The 17,998-nt window shown below is 70.6% G+C and carries 14 protein-coding genes; 10 read left to right on the top strand and 4 right to left on the bottom strand.

The features are described 5' to 3' along the window. Window positions 1-11: 11 nt before the first annotated feature. Window positions 12-3,833: a S8 family peptidase gene (locus IE108_RS33625; RefSeq protein ID WP_064732371.1), complete on the top strand. Its 3,822-nt coding sequence runs from the start codon at window positions 12-14 to the stop codon at window positions 3,831-3,833. A 224-nt stretch (window positions 3,834-4,057) separates the two neighbouring features. Next, a complete protein-coding gene (locus IE108_RS33620; protein ID WP_064732372.1) occupies window positions 4,058-4,702 on the top strand; it encodes a DsbA family oxidoreductase in 645 nt (214 codons plus the stop codon). Between the two features lie 79 nt (window positions 4,703-4,781). Here IE108_RS33620 and IE108_RS33615 read toward each other — a convergent pair whose 3' ends face one another. Continuing rightward, window positions 4,782-5,633, bottom strand: coding sequence for an alpha/beta fold hydrolase (locus IE108_RS33615; protein WP_064732373.1), 852 nt, complete (start codon window positions 5,631-5,633; stop codon window positions 4,782-4,784). 203 nt (window positions 5,634-5,836) lie between these two features. Here IE108_RS33615 and IE108_RS33610 point away from each other — a divergent pair, with 203 nt between their 5' ends. After that, entirely contained in the window at window positions 5,837-6,328 is a 492-nt protein-coding gene (locus tag IE108_RS33610; RefSeq protein WP_064732374.1) for a MarR family winged helix-turn-helix transcriptional regulator, read from the top strand. Between the two features lie 675 nt (window positions 6,329-7,003). Here the strand turns inward: IE108_RS33610 and IE108_RS33605 are convergent. Continuing rightward, the gene (locus IE108_RS33605; protein WP_159394662.1) at window positions 7,004-7,225 is read right to left on the bottom strand and encodes a hypothetical protein; all 222 of its coding nucleotides are present in this window, start codon (window positions 7,223-7,225) and stop codon (window positions 7,004-7,006) included. Between the two features lie 37 nt (window positions 7,226-7,262). On the opposite strand from IE108_RS33605, the gene IE108_RS33600 reads away from it, so the two are divergent. The 5 genes from IE108_RS33600 (at window position 7,263) to IE108_RS33580 (ending at window position 12,802) form a co-directional block, all read left to right on the top strand. Next, window positions 7,263-8,135: a hypothetical protein gene (locus IE108_RS33600; RefSeq protein ID WP_161347311.1), complete on the top strand. Its 873-nt coding sequence runs from the start codon at window positions 7,263-7,265 to the stop codon at window positions 8,133-8,135. 186 nt (window positions 8,136-8,321) lie between these two features. Beyond that, entirely contained in the window at window positions 8,322-9,173 is an 852-nt protein-coding gene (locus IE108_RS33595; RefSeq protein WP_064732527.1) for a helix-turn-helix domain-containing protein, read from the top strand. 140 nt (window positions 9,174-9,313) lie between these two features. Further along, window positions 9,314-9,697, top strand: a complete 384-nt coding sequence (locus tag IE108_RS33590) for a hypothetical protein (protein WP_064732376.1) — start codon at window positions 9,314-9,316, stop codon at window positions 9,695-9,697. A gap of 456 nt (window positions 9,698-10,153) precedes the next feature. After that, window positions 10,154-10,510: an ester cyclase gene (locus IE108_RS33585; protein WP_159394665.1), complete on the top strand. Its 357-nt coding sequence runs from the start codon at window positions 10,154-10,156 to the stop codon at window positions 10,508-10,510. Between the two features lie 360 nt (window positions 10,511-10,870). After that, complete coding sequence (locus IE108_RS33580; protein WP_064732378.1) at window positions 10,871-12,802, top strand: N-acetylmuramoyl-L-alanine amidase; 1,932 nt, start codon at window positions 10,871-10,873, stop codon at window positions 12,800-12,802. Between the two features lie 129 nt (window positions 12,803-12,931). Here IE108_RS33580 and IE108_RS33575 read toward each other — a convergent pair whose 3' ends face one another. Then, window positions 12,932-13,585: a TetR family transcriptional regulator gene (locus tag IE108_RS33575; protein ID WP_064732379.1), complete on the bottom strand. Its 654-nt coding sequence runs from the start codon at window positions 13,583-13,585 to the stop codon at window positions 12,932-12,934. 279 nt (window positions 13,586-13,864) lie between these two features. On the opposite strand from IE108_RS33575, the gene IE108_RS33570 reads away from it, so the two are divergent. Beyond that, window positions 13,865-15,049, top strand: a complete 1,185-nt coding sequence (locus IE108_RS33570) for a YbfB/YjiJ family MFS transporter (protein WP_107420544.1) — start codon at window positions 13,865-13,867, stop codon at window positions 15,047-15,049. Between the two features lie 420 nt (window positions 15,050-15,469). Next, the gene (locus IE108_RS33565; RefSeq protein ID WP_079163931.1) at window positions 15,470-16,327 is read left to right on the top strand and encodes an arylamine N-acetyltransferase family protein; all 858 of its coding nucleotides are present in this window, start codon (window positions 15,470-15,472) and stop codon (window positions 16,325-16,327) included. A 49-nt stretch (window positions 16,328-16,376) separates the two neighbouring features. On the opposite strand, the gene IE108_RS33560 is transcribed toward IE108_RS33565, so the two are convergent. Further along, window positions 16,377-17,849: a dihydrolipoyl dehydrogenase family protein gene (locus IE108_RS33560; RefSeq protein ID WP_064732380.1), complete on the bottom strand. Its 1,473-nt coding sequence runs from the start codon at window positions 17,847-17,849 to the stop codon at window positions 16,377-16,379. Window positions 17,850-17,998 lie beyond the last annotated feature (149 nt).

Raw genomic sequence — 17,998 nt, 5'->3', positions numbered from 1 at the left:
TGCTTCGAGGAATGCCCAGAAGTCGCATGCTGGCGGCGATATCGACCGGATTGACGCTTCTCGCGGGTGCGGTGCCGGCAGCCGGGGCGGCCTCGACGGCCGGGACCGCCGAGGCCGCCCCCACCGCCGGTCGTTCCGGACCGGACTCCACGACCGTACGACTGGTCACCGGCGACCGTGTGACCCTGACCTCGTTCCCCGGCGGGCGTCACGCCGTGTCGGTCCGGCCCGGACCGGGGCGTGAGCACGTTCCGTTCCAGACGCTGGAGGGCGACGGCGACTCGGTGAGCGTGGTGCCCGCGGACGCCGAGGGCTTCATATCCGCCGGTGTCCTGGATCGACGGCTGTTCGACGTGACGGCTCTGATCTCGGCCGGCCTCGACGAGGCTCACAGCTCCGCGCTTCCCCTGATCGTCTCCTCACGTCCGGTACCGCCGCGTGAGGGTGCCCGGGTCGGCGCGCAGGCCGCGCGGTCCGCCAGGGCGACGGCCGATCGGCTGATCGCGCTGAACCGGCCGACGACCCCATCCCGCGATCTGAGGAGCATCGACGCACGGTCGGCGCGGGTTGCAGGCGAGGATCTGAGCACGTTCTGGAAGCAGCTCAACCCCGGCGGGGCGCCGGACGCGACGCGCGCCGCCATGACACCACGGGTCCTCCTGGACGGCAGGGTGAAGGCCCTCCTGGACCGCAGCACGGCACAGATCCAGGCCCCGGTGGCGTGGAAGGCCGGTTACGAGGGCCAAGGGGTCAAGGTGGCCGTGCTGGACACGGGGGTCGACGCGCGCCACCCCGATCTGGCCGGCCGTATCGCGCAGGCCGAGGATTTCTCGGGCAGCGGCAACACAGGCGACCACTTCGGACACGGCACACATGTGGCCTCCATCGTGGTCGGAAGCGGCACCGCGTCCGGCGGTACCCGGCGAGGTGTGGCGCCGAAGGCCGACCTGCTGATCGGCAAGGTTCTGGGCGACGACGGCTACGGCTCGGAGTCCGGCATCATCGACGGCATGGAGTGGGCGGTCGACGCCCACGCCAAGGTCGTCAACATGAGTCTCGGCGCGGACGGCCATGCCGACGGCACCGATCCGATGAGCCAGGCCCTCAACTCCCTGACCGCCTCGACGGGCACCCTCTTCGTCGTCGCGGCGGGCAACACGGGCCCCGGCGAGACGACTCTCGGCACGCCGGGGGCGGCCGACGCCGCACTGACCGTCGGGGCCGTGGACCGAGACGACTCCCTCGCCCCCTTCTCGAGCCGCGGCCCGCGTCACGGCGACGGAGCGGTCAAACCGGACGTCACGGCTCCGGGCGTCGGCATCGTCGCGGCACGCGCGGAGGGCACCACCCTCGGAGACCCGGTCGACGACGACTACGTCTCGATGTCCGGGACCTCCATGGCCACCCCGCACGTGGCCGGAGCAGCGGCACTGCTGGCGCAGCAGCACCCGGCTTGGAACGCCCGGCAGCTGAAGGACGCGTTGATCAGCACCGCCGCCACAGTGCCCGGCACCGGCATGAGCGGCCAGGGCGGTGGCCGCATCGACCTGGCCGCCGCCACCGGCGAGGTCACCGCCACCGGTACCCTCGCCCTCGACCCGGTGACGTTGGGCGGCGCTCGGGGACAGGGCCCGGCCGTCGTCCGCTACACGAACACCGGCGACAGCACGCTCACCCTGTCGCTCACCCTGAAGATGGCCACCGGCAGTGGGCGTGCCCTCGCCGACGGAGTGGTCGCTCCCGACTCGACCACGGTCCGGATCGCCCCGGGCGCCACGAGCGAGGTGCGGTTGCACACCGATCCCGACCGCGCCGCGCGGGGCCACTACTACGGTTACCTGACGGCCGCGTCGGCGGACGGCACCGTCCTGGCGCACACCACCGTCTCCCTCCTGGTGCGTGCGCCCCTCCACAGGCTGAAGGTGGTCTACCGCGACCGGGACGGTCGCGTCGTGCCGGGCTGGCTCGGAACCGTCTTCGGGGCGAACGGCTTCGAGGAGTACACGGACCGCGAAGCCGGGGTCGCCCTCGTCGAGGAGGGAACGTACTACGTCAGCGGCCAGTTCACCGACTACGCCCAGGACGGGTACTCCGAGGTCGGCAACGTCGTCGACCCGGAAGTGGTGGTCACCGGGGACACCACGGTGACACTGAACGCCGCCGAGGCCACCGAGGTCCGCTTCCGGACACCTCGTCCCGCCGAGCGCTACGGCGTCATGAGTCCCACCTTCTACCGTCAGATCGACGGGAAGAACCTCTTCCAGACCACCACGGTCTTCGGCGGGGACCGGTTCTACACCAGCCCGACCGCGCGGGTCAGCGACGGCATCTTCGAGTTCTCCCTGCGCACGCAGATGACGGCGCCGCGGCTACGGGCGAGGGCGTCGGGCGACTCGCCGGAGTTCCAGCCGTACTACGAGGCGTTCTCCCCCGCCTTCGGCGACCGCGGCGAGCGACTGCCCGCCACCGCCGCGGGCACGGCACGCATGCCGGACTTCCGCCGTACGCGGGGAAAGCTGGCCGTGCTGCGCGATGACGGCTCCGGGGGGTACGACAACTTCGCACTCGCGCGGGCAGCCGAATCCGCGGGAGCCAAGGCCGTGCTGCTGGTGCTGCCCGACCGCTTCCCGGCATGGACGGAATGGCGGCCGACCGGTGACCGGATGGCCCTGCCCTTTCTGCGCAGCTCCTCGGCGGACGGGGCAGCCCTGCTGAAGCGCATGGCGAAGAGACCGGTGACGCTCGCCTTCAGCGGGACGGTGCGCAGTCCGTACCTCTACGACGTCATGGGCGTGTGGAAGGGATCCATCCCCGAGCACCCCGTTCACATCGTCTCGGAGCGCAACACCGCCGAGGTCCGCGCCACCTACCACCGCACCGGCGTCTCGGAGTGGGCGAGCGAACAGCGCTTCGCCTGGCGGCCCTATCAGAGCGCCGCCTGGGGCCAGTGGAACCGTGTCGTACCGGTGGGGCGGGAACGCATCGAGTACGTCAGCGCCGGGGACGGCACGCAGTGGCAGCACGCCGTGCAGTACCGGGTGCTCGAGAACAGCGATCAGGCGTTGCAGGGTGGCATGCACGACGATCCGCACACCTACGAGCCCGGTCGTCGCGCCTCGGAGCGTTGGTTCGGATCGGTGGTGCGCCCCTCCATTCCGCGCGGTGAACACCTGCCGTCGGTGCGGGACGGCAACACCCTGGCGATTCGTGTACCGGAGTTCAACGACTCCGGTGCCGGCCACTGGTCGTTCGCGGAGACCGGAGGCTTCGGTGGAGTCGACGACCAGGCCACGGCGCTGCTGTATCGCGACGGACGGCAGATCGCACGTTCCGAGACCGGCGCCTGGGGTGACTTCCCGGTTGCCGCTGGAGAGGCCGAATACCGGCTGGAACTGACGACGAAGCGCGTCTCGGACCAGTGGAGTTTCGGTACGGACACCCTCACGTCATGGACGTTCCACTCCGGTGGCCCGGACGGGACGGCTCTCCTTCCGCTCCTCCAGATCGACTACGACGTGCCGGTCGGCGCACGGAACGAAGTGGGCCGTGGTCGTGAGTACGGCGTGGGGCTGAACGTCCGGATGCAGGACGGGATGGCCGCTCCGCGCCGGATCGCACTCGAGGCCGAGGCGTCGTACGACGACGGACGCACCTGGCACGCGGCGCCAACCGCGAGGCAGGGACACGACGGTCGCTTCACCGCTGTGATCGAGCGGCCCGCGGGCGTGCACCGGGACGCCTTCGTCACGCTCCGGGTCAGCGCGAGCGACGCGGAGGGCAACGGCGTCCGGCAGACCGTGAGGCGCGCCTGGCTCCACCGCGGCTCCGTGTAGAGGCCGACCGCGCCGGGCCGAGCCGGGGCGACGGGGGCGAGAGCTCCCGGCCCTCCGATGCCGATCCTCCCGTCAACGAGCCGTTCACCAGGCATGTTGTTACAAGATGGTCGGTCGTCTACTCTCGTGGGGAGCAGGTGCCCGTGAGGGGCGGCCATGGGGCCGTCGCCGGGGCGGCAGAGCAGGCCGGCATCCACGCGCGCCGGCCGGAGGAGATACCGATCATGCGTGTCGAGATGTGGACCGATGTGGCCTGCCCGTGGTGCTACGTCGGCAGGAAGCACTTCAGGGAAGGGCTTGCGGCCTTCGCGCACCACGACAGGGTGGAGGTCGTGCACCGGTCCTTCGAACTCAACCCCGATGCCGAGAACGGCACCGTGCCGATCATCGACGCGGTCGCGGCCCAGTACGGCCGCACCCGCGAACAGCAGGTCGCGCGGGAGGAGCAGGCCGCGGCGATGGCGAACGCCGTGGGGCTGGACTTCCGCGTCGGGGGACGTGTCTTCGGCAACACCTTCGACGTGCACCGGCTTTCCCACTTCGCCGGCACGCGCGGCCTTCGGGGCGAGTTCCTGGACCACGCCTTCCGGGTCAACTTCGCGGAGGAGGCGTCGATCTACGACAGGGAGACGCTGGTGGGCCTGGCTGTGGTCGCGGGACTGGAGGAGGCGGAGGTGCGGGAGGTGCTCGATCATCCGGACGCCTTCGCCGAGGAGGTGCGCACCGACGAGCGGCTCGCCGCCGAGCTGGGCGCCGGCGGTGTGCCCTTCTTCGTCATGGACCGGCGCTACGGGGTGAGTGGCGTCCAGTCGCCCAGCATGTTCACGCAGGCGCTGGAGCAGGCCTGGGCGGACCGTCCGGCCGCTTGAGGTCCGCCCAGGCCGCGCGGGCGTGCGCTACGGATCAGGGCCGATCGGCCGTCAGCCGGTCCGCGTCCCCGCGCCGCCCTCAGTGGCCGGCGGTGGCGCGCGCGGCCTGCTCGATCACCCGGCCGGCCGCGTCCGGGCGAGAGACCGTGACGGCGTGGGAAGCCTTGATCTCCGTGGTGTGGGAGTGTGCCCGCCGCGCCATGAAGCGCTGTGCGGCGGCGGGGATGTTGAGGTCCTGGGTGGTGACCAGGTTCCACGAGGGAATGTCCTTCCAGGCGGCGTGGGCGGCCGGCTCCTCCAGAGCGGAGGCGGCCACAGGGCGCTGCGTGGCCGCCATCAGGTCGCTGACCCGGGTGGGGACGTCGGCCGCAAACTGCTGGTGGAAGCTGTCGGCCTTGATGTAAAGGTCCTGGCCGGTGCCGCCGCCGGGCAGCGGGAAGGGCACGCTGTTCAGGGTCGGCCCGAGGGTACTGCCCGGGTATTTGTTGGAGAGCCCCAGCGCGGTCTCGCCCTTCTCGGGAGCGAAGGCGGCGATGTAGACCAGCGCCTCCACGTCGGGCTCGCCGGCGGCGGCCTCGCTGATCACGGCGCCGCCGTAGGAGTGGCCCGCCAGGACGACGGGACCCTCGACGCTCTTGAGGAAGCTCTTGACGTAGTCCGCGTCACTCTTGAGACCGCGCAGCGGGTTGGCCGGAGCCACCACCGGATAGCCGTCCTTCCTCAGGCGCTCGATCACACCGTTCCAGCTGGACGAGTCGGCGAAGGCGCCGTGGACCAGCACGACCGTCGGCTTCTGCACCGCGGCGTCGTGCCCGGCCGTCGTCGCGCCCGCCGGTGCCATGGCGGACAAGGTCAGGGCGGCGACCGCCGCCAGGGTGCCGGCGACGGCGACACGCTTGCGGGTGGGGCGGGCGACGGCGGAGGCGTTCATCGGGGGCTCCTTGAGCGTGTACGTGACGGAGGTGGATGTCGCGCTTCGGCAGGCCGTGAGCGACAGGAAGAACCTAGCGCACAATAAACTCGTGCACAAGTTAAATGGAGGCGAGTGTATAGTGGCCTCCGGAAGAGAGGCTCCTGTCCGCAACGCCCTCACGTAAGTGCCGATGGGCCGGGCCGAGAGAAGAGGACGCAACGATGACCGACGACTCGACCACGCCCGAGCCGGCGCACACCCCTCCCGTGCTGGAGCAGCACCTCTGCTTCACCCTGTACGCCGCCTCGCGCGCCATCACCGGCGCCTACCGCCCCCTGCTCGATCCACTGGGGCTGACTTATCCGCAGTACCTCGTCCTGGTCGCCCTCGGTGAGCACGGCACCGTGACCGTCAAGGAACTCGTCGCCGTCCTGCAGTTGGACTACGGCACGGTCACCCCCCTGATCAAGCGCCTTGAGGCGAACGGGCTGGTCAAGCGGGAGCGCCGGGCCGACGACGAACGGGTCGTGGAGATCGCGCTGACCGAGCGGGGTCTCGCGCTGCACCGGCACCTGTCCACCGTTCCGCCCGCTATCGGGGATGCCGTGGGGCTCGCCCCGGACGAGATCGCGACGATCCAGGAACTCGTGCGCCGGCTCACGGTCAACGTCACCCGTCACAACGCGGCCGTTGCGGCACGGAGGACGGCCTGAGGCGTTGCTGCGGCGGGCCCCCTGCGGTAGCGGCGGGTGGGGGATCCGTCAGTCGGGATGCGACCGGTCGGCTTCGACGACCGAAAGTGCCGGAGCCGGTCGAACGGGGTCCGGCGTACAGCCTGGTCGTGATCCCGGGCGGTCTGCTCCAACACCACGCGGCCCTGGCCGGTGAGGACGGCGTGCAGAACGCGCTGTCCGCGGCGGCGTGCTCCCGGCATACCACCCGTTCTTCTCCAGACGGGTGAGGGCGAGCGAGACCCGGGAGAGGTGGAGCCTGGCGCTCCCGGCGAGCTCCGTGCTGCGTCGGCGCCGTCGCGGGGACGCGGCCGGCCTCGTCGTCAGCCCGTAGTGGAGGTGAGGCACGCCGGTGGGGCGCTGGGTGTGAGCGGGCGTCAAACACCGACGGCATCCGGCGGTTCGACACGGTGGCCGCCTTCAACCGCAACCCGCCGGCCTCACCACTCTTCATGCGCGCGCCGGCCTGAGCGACAGACGTGGCTGTTCACCCCCCACGATCTGTCGGGCGACCCCGTCCCCGACTCCGACGACGACACAGGGGACTGGCAGGACGACAACGTACTGCTGGCAGGGCCCGGAGGGACCGGCCAAGACCTCACGTCCGGAAACCGTGTCGCCCCGCCCCCCTGGCCTGCCCGACTGGTCGCGCGTCGGCTACCAGGCGGGCCAGCCGCTGCCCGGCGTGAACAGCGGCAGCACGACCGACGACGCGTCCTGCATCGTCACCGCCGCCGAGCTCGACTCCGTGTTCGGGGTGAAAGCGGACGACGGCGCCGACGACACGACGGGGTTGCAGAAGGCGATCGACGACGTCAAGGCTCGCTGCTCACCCAACGTGTCCTGCCAGATGTAGGTCGACGCCAGCTTCCTGGTCATCCGCGGCCAGGGTTCCGGCACCGGCGGCACGAAGCTCGTGTTCCGGCCCGACACCAACACCCGTTATGACACGCTGATCCACGGGCGGTGGGACCAGGACACCATGAAGACCGGTACCGCGCCCGACTTAGGCTCCGGTGGCTGGATCTGGCCTGCACGCGGCCTGTTCCGGGTGCGGAGGCGGGAGGTGGCCACGCGCTACCAGGACGACTGGACCGTGGCTCCGGCCAACCGCAAGGACCTGTTCGAAGGCAGCGTGAACCAGCACTGGCCCTCCGGCGTCAAGCTGCCCGCCGCCGCCGACGACCCCGGCTTCTCGACCCGCCAGGGCCAGGACCTGCCGGTCGACGACACGTCCGACGGTTCGGCCCGGTTCGGTGACAAGCCGTTCCCCAGCACTACAGCAACATGGCGCCCGAATACGCCATGCACGGCATCGTCTTCAAGTGGGCCGCAACAGCTGGGCACGCGGCCTGACCGCCAACGGCTACCTCCGCGGCAGCCGCGTGTGGCAGTCTCTGTACGCCTACAACCTGGGCCGCAACCTGCGCCACTTCACCTTCCAGCGGTCGGCCAGCGACAACGTCGCCTTCCGCAACGACTCGACTCGGACCTGAACCTGCACGGTGGCTGGGAGCACGGGAACCTGTTCGAGCAGAACACGGTGAAAACCCCGTACGACCACCGTTCCGGCAGCTGCACCGCCAACTGCGGCGGCGAGGGAGGCGAGGTCGACGAGGGGACCTGGTACCCGATCTGGTGGGCGGCGGGCCCGAAGGCGATCAAGTGGTCCGGATCCTCGGGTCCGCAGAACGTCTTCTACAACAACTCGCTGACCCAAGCAGACGACTCCGGGCGGCGCGTTCGTTCCGTACGGGCTCCACGGTTCGCGGCGCGGTACCGTCTATGAGTTCGGATCGGACAGCGCCGAGCCACGGCAGTTCCGGCACTTGGGCCAGTCCGGACAGCCCCCGTTTTGTGCCCCGTGACACCGATTCGTACGGCCGCGCCCTGACGGTGGAAGACCTGGGAGGAGCCGATACGAGCGGGTATGCGTAACCGTTTGGTCCGCTTATGCCGAGTTAAAGTGGAAATCATGAACAACGGCGCACGCCCCGCGGAACTGGGTGCCTTTCTCAAGGCCCGCCGGGCCGGTCTCAGTCCCGGGACGGTCGGGCTGCCGGATGACGGGGGCCGTCGGCGGGTCGCCGGCCTGCGGCGCGAGGAGGTCGCGGAACTGGCGCAGATCAGCTTGGACCAGTACACCCGCCTCGAGCAGGGCCGCATCCACCCGTCGGCGCCGCTCCTCGACGTATTGGCACGGGTGCTGTACCTCGATGATGAGCAACGTGCCCACATGTTCTCCCTGGCAGGACACGCCGGGGACTCGGGGCAACCCGTCCGCCGGCCCGCGCAGCGGGCGCGGCCTCGACTGCTCCGTGTTCTCGAGGACCTGCACACCAGCCCGGCGATGATTCTCGGCCGGCGCATGGACGTTCTCGCGTGGAACGCCCTCGCGGCGGCGCTGGTCACCGACTTCTCCAAGATCCCGGAGAGGAACCGGAACTTTCTGCGCCTGCTCTTCACCGACCCGGCCGTGAGGGACCTGTATACCGACTGGGAGGTCGTGGCCCGGGCCTGCGTGGCACACCTGTGCTCGGAGGCGGCCCGCGATCCTCACGATGCGCGGTTGCTGGCCCTCGTCGGTCAGCTGTCGGTCCAGGACCCCGACTTCCGTACCTGGTGGGCGGCTCGCCACGTCACCGCCCGCGGTGTGGGGGTGCAGAGGCTGCGTCATCCGGTCGTCGGTGAGATGACCCTGGACTGGGACGCCCTGGTCCCCACTACGGGAGCCGATCAGCGCCTCGTCGTCTGGTCGGCCGAGTCAGGGACGCAGGCGCACGACAAGCTGCTCATCCTCGCTTCCTGGCGTACGTCGCCGGAGTGAGCCCTCCGAGCACGGATCACCGGTCCATCAGGCTTGAGAGAGTGAGCAACCCCCTGAGCTATTGCGAAAGTTGACTACTCGACAGATACTTGTTGTGTCAATCAAGTGGTTCAAAGATGTGAGACACGCAAGGAGTGGCCATGAAGGCACGTAGTGGCACGAAGCGCCGTGCGGGAGTCCTGGGAGCGGCGCTGACGGGCGCCGCGGTCCTGCTGGGCGCCGCTACGGCGACACCCGCCGCGGCCGCGGAGATCCCCTGGGGGCAGGCGAACTTCTACACCGGCTACTACACGGACGGAGTCTTCACCGGCGACGTCTTTCCCATCCCCGACACCGGCACCAAAACGCCGTCGGAGTGCATCGAGCTCCCGGAGCCGATGCACTCGATCGCCAACTTCAAGTACGCCTGGGTCGAGGTGTACTCGGGCGAGGGCTGCACGCACCTCGAAGGCCGCATCACGGGGCTGCACGGGGGGACCCTGCCCCTCCCCGCTCTGAGCTACAAGGTTCTCGTCTCCTACTGACGAGCGTCGGGGCGGAGCCGCCGGGCCGCGACGGGCTCCGCCCCACCGACACGCTCCGGTCAGCGCGGGCCGAGGGCGCGGCCGAGGGTCTGCACCACGTTGTTGTCGACTCGGTCGCGTGGCCGACCCAGCTGCGCGTACCCGAGGTCCGCGCGGTTCGTCACCCGGGCACCGTGCAGCCACATCGTGTCGCGGTAACGCATCGGCCGAGCCCCGAGGCGGCCCCCGTGTCGGCCCCCTGTTGCCCGTCGTGCCCGGGTAATGGCATGCAATACTTGACCACGCAATAAAATAGACCGTGTGAACCGCGGAACAGGAGTCTGGGTGAACGTGTCTGTCAGTCGCTCCGCCGCCGTGGGCGGATTCCTCCTGGGCGCTGCCGCCCTCGGCCTCCGTGCCGCTTCGCCGGCCGCCCGCCCGGCTGGGACCCGGGGAGTCTCATGTGCGAAGCGGATCGTGCGCGGATTCTATGAGAGCTACAACTACCCGGACCTCGAAGCGGCGTGGCTGCACTACGTCCACTACGACGCGGTCATGCACGTACCCGGGTTTGACCGAGCGTCCCGCCTCGCCTACGAGATGGAGGTCGTCGCGCACTTCGACGATCCCATCCTCACGGTGCTCGACCAGGTGGCGGAGGGCGACAAGGTCGCCACTCGTTGGAACCTGGGTGGGTACCTGGTCGGGGCCGCTCCGGGAGCCCCGGTAAGCGGGCGGTACGTGTCGATGACGACCACCACCGTCGACCGGGTCCGCGGGGGGCAGATCACCGAGCGTTGGGCCGACGCGGAGTTCACCGCCCTTCTCGGTTAGTCCCCCGCGTTCGGGTCCTCGGTCACTGCATAGCCGGAGCGCGAGAATCAGCGGACGGACGCAGTCACACGTGTTATGTGGAGATGTGGCGGAGAGCGCGCCCCAGCGTGTTCCCCTTCCTGGGTCTCGCGTAGGGTACGTGTGCGACCGGAGAGCCGACTTCGGGTGCGCCACTCCCGCCATCGGCGCAGAGCGCACCGCAGTCGACTTACCCGGCGGCTCGCGCCGTCGTCCTCTCGCGCGGTCCCGGGCGACCCTTCCCCCCGACAGGCCGCATGGCCCCGTCGTCGCCCCGGCGATCACCTCGCGGGGCGCGGCGGTCGTCCACCCCACACGTTCGTTCGTATAAGGACCAGCATCTTGCACAAGAGAAGGAAGCGCCTGCGGCTGCCCATCGCGATGGTGGTGGGCGCGCTGACCGCGGGAGGTCTGGCCACGGTGCAGTTCACCGCCCTCGCCGACAGCGGGGCCGGCGCCGCCGATGCCGCGCGGCAACGTGACTTCGCGGCCGCCGCCGCGGAGTACGACATTCCCGTGAACGTCCTGCTGGGCGTGGCGTACCAGGAGTCCGGGTGGGGTGCGCACGGCGCGCTGCCGAGCGCGGACGGTGGCTTCGGACCCATGCACCTCACCGACGTCACGCCGGAGATGATGGCCGGCGGCGCCGCCGGTGCCGCCGGTCGCGCCGACCTCGCGTCCCTGGCGGCGAATCCCGCACTGCACACCCTGCGGGCCGCGTCCGAGCTGACCGGTGTGTCCGAGAAGGAGCTCCGTGAGGACCCGGCGGCGAACATCCGGGGCGGTGCCGCTCTTCTGGCCTCCTACCAGAAGCAGGTGGCCGGCGGCACGTCCGAGGACGTGTCCCAGTGGTACGGGGCCGTGGCCCGCTACAGCCAGTCGGCCCATGAGGACGGCGCGACGGCCTTCGCCGACCGGGTCTTCAGGACCATCGGCAGGGGTGCCGCCGGTGTGACCCAGGACGGCCAGCGCATCCGGATGGAGGCAGCGCCCTCCGTCCGTCCGGTGACCTCGCAGGTGGACCGACTGAACCTCAAGGCTTCGAAAGCGGCCTCGACGGAGTGCCCCTCGACGGTGCGGTGCACCTTCGTCCCCGGTTCACCGGCGGGCGTCCAGGTGGCCGACCGGCCCGCCGACGGCATCCGGATCGACACCATCGTCATCCACGACCTGGAGACCACCTACGACGCGGGTGTCAGCGGCCTGGCCCAGCCCACCAACCCCGCGGCGACCCACTACGTGATGCGGTCGTCCGACGGCGCGGTGACCCAGATGGTGCCGACCAAGGACATCGCCTTCCACGCCGGCAACTACTCTACGAACCTGCACTCCATCGGCATCGAGCACGAGGGCTACGCCGTGGAGGGTGCCAAGTGGTACACCGAGGCGCAGTACGAGGCCACGGCCGACCTCGTGAAGTACCTCTCGGAAAGGTTCGGCATACCGCTGGACCGTCTGCACATCGTGGGCCACGACAACGTCGCGGGCCCCGCCGACTCCTACGTCTCGGGCATGCATTGGGACCCGGGCAACGGCTGGGATTGGGGCCACTTCATGGAGCTGCTCGGCCGCCCGATCAGTGGACTGCACGGGGTCCCAGCCGTGGGCTCTGTGGTGACCATCGATCCCGGGTTCGCCGACAACGTGCAGAGCGTGCACGTGTGTCCCTCCGACGACCCGACCGGCGCCACGACCGCCTGCGCGGACAAGCAGCAGGCGTCGAACTTCGTCTACCTGCGCACGGCGCCGAGCGGGACGGCACCGCTCTTCGGTGACCAAGCGATCCACGGCACCGGCCCCGGCACCGACCGCATCAACGACTGGGGCAGCACGGCCCAGGCGGGCCAGCAGTTCGTGGTGGCGGAGGTCCAGGGCGACTGGACGGCGATCTGGTACAGCGGTGCGAAGGTGTGGTTCCACAACCCCGACGGGAAGAACGCCAAGCGCTCCTTCGGCGTGAAGATCATCCGCCCTGTCGCCACCGCCCCCGTCGCGGTCTACGGGCAGAGCTACCCGGACGTCTCCGAGTACCCGGCCGGCCTGAGCCCGTCCAAGCAGGCCCCGCTCAGCATGTACTCCGTCCCCGCCGGCCAGGCGTACGTCGCCACCCAGCAGGCGGCCGTCACCGACGACTACTTCAAGAGCAGCAAGACGGTCGTGCTCGGCGGCAGGAAGATGTACACGATCCAGTACAACCACCGGGTGGCATTGGTGTACGCGAACGACGTCACGGCCACCCCCGTGACCCAGCACTGGGAGAACGGCGGCCACTGACGCCCCCTTTTCTCAGCTCGTCCTGGGGCCCGTTCCCGGCGTCTGCCGGTGAGCGGGTCCTTGACCGTTCAGGGGGCCTTGGTCCGATCCGTTCGGGTCATCTGCACACGCGCCGGCGACATCGGCCTGCTATACGGCCTCTTCGTCGGCGACGTCCTGCACATGCGGCAGACGGTCGCCATGCCGCCCGGCGTGCACGCCCAGGAGAGCCAGGCAGCTCAGCCAGACCGCGCCGAGCTGCGAGGGGTTGTTGTACAGCTTGGCGAAGAGGACTTGCCCCTCGAGCTGCGCGACCACGGAACGGGCCGCGTCCCGGGTGCTGACCAGGGTCACCTCGCCCCGTCGGTGCGCTTCCGAGACGACCGCCTCCACCAGGTCCACCTCGGCCTCGAAGATCTCCTGGAGGCGCAGGCGTATCGCGTCGGCCTGGTTGCTCATCTCCAGGGACAGGTTCCCGAACATGCAGCCCAGAACCGCTCCATAGCTGCCCTGACCTGCCCGCTGCCGGGCCTCCGTGGCCTCGAGCAGCTGCCGCAGCCGTTGCAACGGCTCGGCGTCGGTGCCCAGGATGCGCTCCCAGTCGTGGCGTTCCGCGGTCCACTGTGCGTCGATCACGGCCAGCGCCAGGGCCTCCTTGGACTCGAAGAAATAGTAGAAACTCCCCTTCGGCACCCCCGCCGCCCTGCAGATCTCGGCGACGCCCAAGCCCGAGTAGCCGCGCTGTCCGAGCAGTGACCGTGCCGCGACGAGAATCCTGCTCCTCGCATCGCTTGTTCGTCCCATACCGGGAGTATACGACCGACCGTCTACTGGCGGGAAGCGGCAAAGACCAGGCCTGGGAGGTCAGGACTCCCAGCAGAGAGGAAGGCGGTCCTGGATTCCCCCGTGCCGGGGGCGCAGCCTGTCGGCATGGGAAGCAGGCGGAGCATGGGAACGGATACCGACGGCGCAGACGGTGATCCGGTCACCCCGTGCCCGCGGTCGGTGGGTCGGGATCCGGGGAGCCTTCCGTTCTCCCCGTGGAAGCATGTCCTCCAGGCATCCGCCGCGCTCGCGGCGGGGATGGGTGTCGGGCGATTCGTCTACACCCCGATCCTTCCGTTGATGCACGCGCAGGCCGGACTGTCAGCCGGTGCCGGAGCCAACCTCGCGACCGCCAACTACGTGGGTTACCTGGCCGGTGCCCTGGCCGGCACCGTCGCGCCCCGGCTGGTGCGCTCCTCGGCCGTGCTCCGCGGTTCGCTGCTCGCACTGGTGGCGTCCTTGGCCGGAATGGCACTGACGCGGAGCGCAGTCGTCTGGCTGCTCCTGCGTCTGGGGGCGGGCGCCGTCAGCGCGATGATCTTCGTGATCGCAGCCAGTTCCCTGCTCAGCCACCTGCGCGAGCACCCGGCCCACCTGCCCGGCTGGGCCTTCGGCGGAGTCGGGACCGGCATCGCGCTCTCGGGTCTGCTCGTCCTGGTGCTGCGTACGGCCGGCACCTGGCGGAGCGCCTGGTGGGCCTCCGCTGCTCTGGCACTGTTGCTCACACTGGTCGCCTGGAGCCTGCGTCCGGAGGCGGCCGTCGGGCCGGGCCCCACGGCGCCGGCCCCGGAACGCCGGTCGAGCGGACCGCGGACGCATCGCTGGTTCAATGCCCTGTTCGTCTCCTACACGCTGGAAGGCATCGGCTACATCATCGCCGGTACCTTCCTGGTCGCGGCCATCAACCAGACGCTCCCCGGCTCGATCGGCAGTGGCGCGTGGGTGCTGGTGGGCCTCGCGGCCATTCCGTCCTCCGCGCTCTGGGCCGGTCTGGGACGCCGCTGGTCGCGGCCGGACCTCCTGTTGGCAGCCCTGGTAGTGCAGGCGGTCGGCATCGCCCTGCCCGCACTGGCCGGGGGAGTGGCGGCCGCGTTGATCTCGGCCGTGCTGTTCGGCGCGACCTTCATCGGGGTCAGCACACTGGCCCTGGGGACCGGCGCCCACCTGCGCTTCCCACGCGCCGTGGGCCTGCTGACAGCGGGGTACTCGGTGGGCCAGATCCTCGGCCCGCTGGTCGCCACTCCTCTCCTGCACCACGGTTACCACCGGGCCCTGCTCCTGGCGGCTGCCGTGGTCCTGGCGGCGGCCCTCGCCGCGTTCCTGCTGCGCGTCGGATTCCCGCACACGTTGCCGGACACGGCCACCGATCGGCCCGGGGCCCGTCCCACGGCACCGGGAGCGCGGGCGGCCGGGCGCGGCTCCTCGTTCAGGGCCGGGGCCTGAGGGGTCCGCGCGGGGGAGCGCCCGCGGCATGCCGGCCGACACGTCAGCGCCGTTGCCGGGGATGCCGGCCGGAAGAGGCGGCGGGAAGATGAACCCCGCGGGTGGCGGACTCCGTTGTCCCAGTGACAGGGGATGCCGCCGCCGTGGTCGGTGGGGTGGCGGGCCGGAGCCGCGCTCAGTCGGGCTCTACCAGGAACCTGTCCGCTCCCCTCCGTCCGTCGCGCCGGTGCGGGAGCTTGGGGAGGGGCCCGGTGTCGCATGGCGCCGGGCCTTCCACGTGAAGGCCACGGACCCGCGCGACCCGAACCGCGTACCAGGGTGGCCGCCCGTCCGGTCCCACCGCACGGGCGGCACGGACACACCTCATGGGCCCCGCGACACGACTCCGCCGGACAGACCGAGGACGTTAGGACGACCAGCATGACGGCAAGGCCGACAGGGACGATCAGCCCGGCACCCGCCTTCGCGGAGGGGGACGTGGCGGCGGACCTGTATATCGAGGAAGCGCGCGTCACCGCCTACCTCGCGCGCATGGGGGCCGCGCGTCCCAGTCGGGCGGACATCGCCCATCTGCGGGACTTGCAGTTCAGGCACGTACGCACGGTCCCCTTCGAGAACGTCGGCGTCCATACGGGGGAGCAGATCGAGCTGGACGCGCGTTCCCTGGTGGACAAGATCGCGAAGGGGCGCCGCGGAGGCATCTGCTACGAGTCGAACGGCGCCTTCGCTGCGCTGCTGGCCGCGCTGGGCTATCGCGTCAGCCTGCTGTCGGCGCGGGTCTTCGTGAGTGACGGGTTCGGCGTGCCCTTCGACCACCTCGCCCTGCGCGTCGATACCGACGGGTCCTGGCTGGTGGACGTGGGGTTCGGGCGGCAGATCGAGTTCCCGTTGGATCTGGAGGACCGAGGCGAACAACGGGGTCCCGGCGGCGTGTACCGGATCGCGGACGCACCGGAGGGGGACCTGGACGTCTACCGTGACGGCGAGTTGCAGTACCGCGTCGAGTCACGTCCGCGCGCGCTGACCGACTTCGCGACGGCCTGCTGGTGGCACACCCATGCCCCGCAGGCCCACTTCACGCAGAACCTCGTGTGTTCGCTGCCCACGGACGCCGGCCGGGTCACCCTCAGTGGACAACGGCTGATCATCACGGAGGGCGCGAAGGTGTGGGTCACCGACCTCGCACCCGACGCTGCGCTGGCGGCCTACCACGATCACTTCGGCATGCTCCTCGACCGGCTGCCGCGCGTATCGGCGTCGGGGCCGGCCCGGCACTGACGGCGTCCATCCGGGGCGGTCCGGGGTTCGGCGCGGGGCCCGGGCGCCGTCACCGGGTGGGCGGGCCCCACGGCCGGCCACCACCGTCCCGGTAGGACTCCAGTAGCCGCAGCCACACTTCACCGATGGTCGGGAAGGCGGGCACGGCGTGCCACAGCCGGTCCAGGGGAACCTCGCCCGAGACGGCGATCGTCGCGGAATGGAGCAACTCCGCCACGCCGGGGCCGGCGAAGGTGACACCGACCACGGTGGCACGTTCGGTGTCGACCAGCATGCGCGCCCGACCCCGGTAATCCGTGGCGTACTGCTGAGCGCCTGCGAGGAGAGCGAGGTCGTAGTCCACCACGTCGACCCTGCGACCGGTCCGACGCGCCTCGTGCGTCGTGAGGCCGACCGAGGCGACCTCGGGGGTGGTGAAGACCACCTGCGGCACGGCGGATCGATCGGCGGTCCCGGCATGTGCACCCCATTCGGTGCGGTCGAGCGGCTCGCCACCGGCGCGGGCGCCGATGGCGGCACCGGCGATCCTGGCCTGGTACTTGCCCTGGTGGGTCATCAGGGCCCGACGATTGACGTCACCGACGGCGTAGAGCCAGCCCCCGGGGACATCGGTCACCCGGTAGGTGTCGTCCACCGCGAGCCATGTGCCCGGAGTGAGACCGACCGTCTCCAGACCGAGGTCGGCCGTCCGCGGGGCCCGGCCTGTGGCGAACAGGATCTCGTCCGCACTGAGTTCTCCACCGTCGGCCAGGGCGATCCGAACGACACCTTCGGTGCCGTCCGGGCGGGTCAGCGATGTGACCTCGGTTCCCGTGCGGATGTCCACTCCGGCCTCGCGGAGCTCTGCCGCGACCAGCTCGCCCGCGAAGGGCTCCATCGTCCGCAGCAGACCCTCCCCTCGGACCAGGAGGGTCACCCGGGCGCCCAGTGCCTGCCATGCGGTGGCCAGTTCGACGGCCACCACGCCGCCGCCCACCACGGCGAGACGTCCGGGCACCCGGTCGGCTCCGGTGGCCTCGCGGTTGGTCCACGGGAGCACGGACTCGATTCCCGGTATGCCGGGCAGCGCGGTGCCGGTCCCCGTGCACACGGCCACGGCGTGCCGCGCGGCAAGACGGACGGTCTGCCCGTCAGGAGTGCGGACCGACACCTGCCGGGGCCCGGTGAGCCTGGCGTGACCGCGGACCAGGTCGACATCTACGGAGGCTAGCCAGTCGAGCTGGTCGGCGTCCTGCCAGTGGCCCGCCATCCTGTCGCGGTGCGCGAGGACCGCGTCCACGTCCAGGGGTGCTCGCACGGCGTGGCTCAGGCCGGGCACGCGACGCGCGTCGGCGCGGGCCACCACCGGTCTCAGCAGCGCCTTGCTGGGCTCGCACGCCCAGAACGAGCATTCGCCTCCGAGCAGTTCCCGCTCCACGATCACCGTACTGAGCCCGGCGGCGCGGGTGCGGTCGGCGACGTTCTCCCCGACCGGGCCCGCGCCGACGACCACCACGTCGTAGGTGCGAGGGGATTCGTCCATCACTGGTCCTGTTCACGTAGGGGCGTCCGGCCCCCGTGGAGGAGCCGGGCCGCCCGGTTCGGCTGTGGTCCGGCGTTCGGACGCCTCTCTACCGTCCGGGGAGCCGGGTGGTGATCTCCTGGAGGGCCCATCCGTTGCCGTCGGGGTCG

The sequence above is a fragment of the Streptomyces parvulus genome (assembly GCF_014648855.1).
GTDB lineage: Bacteria > Actinomycetota > Actinomycetes > Streptomycetales > Streptomycetaceae > Streptomyces > Streptomyces parvulus.
The sequence above is the reverse complement of the archived record's forward strand: the minus strand, read 5'-3'. Positions and strand labels throughout refer to the sequence as shown.

Coding starts and splice junctions, on each gene's coding strand:
- IE108_RS33625 (WP_064732371.1), top strand. CDS start 12: ATGCCCAGAAGTCGCATGCTGGCGGCGATATCGACCGGATTGACGCTT.
- IE108_RS33620 (WP_064732372.1), top strand. CDS start 4,058: ATGCGTGTCGAGATGTGGACCGATGTGGCCTGCCCGTGGTGCTACGTC.
- IE108_RS33615 (WP_064732373.1), bottom strand. CDS start 5,633: ATGAACGCCTCCGCCGTCGCCCGCCCCACCCGCAAGCGTGTCGCCGTC.
- IE108_RS33610 (WP_064732374.1), top strand. CDS start 5,837: ATGACCGACGACTCGACCACGCCCGAGCCGGCGCACACCCCTCCCGTG.
- IE108_RS33605 (WP_159394662.1), bottom strand. CDS start 7,225: ATGACCAGGAAGCTGGCGTCGACCTACATCTGGCAGGACACGTTGGGT.
- IE108_RS33595 (WP_064732527.1), top strand. CDS start 8,322: ATGAACAACGGCGCACGCCCCGCGGAACTGGGTGCCTTTCTCAAGGCC.
- IE108_RS33590 (WP_064732376.1), top strand. CDS start 9,314: ATGAAGGCACGTAGTGGCACGAAGCGCCGTGCGGGAGTCCTGGGAGCG.
- IE108_RS33575 (WP_064732379.1), bottom strand. CDS start 13,585: ATGGGACGAACAAGCGATGCGAGGAGCAGGATTCTCGTCGCGGCACGG.
- IE108_RS33570 (WP_107420544.1), top strand. CDS start 13,865: ATGGGTGTCGGGCGATTCGTCTACACCCCGATCCTTCCGTTGATGCAC.
- IE108_RS33565 (WP_079163931.1), top strand. CDS start 15,470: ATGACGGCAAGGCCGACAGGGACGATCAGCCCGGCACCCGCCTTCGCG.
- IE108_RS33560 (WP_064732380.1), bottom strand. CDS start 17,849: ATGGACGAATCCCCTCGCACCTACGACGTGGTGGTCGTCGGCGCGGGC.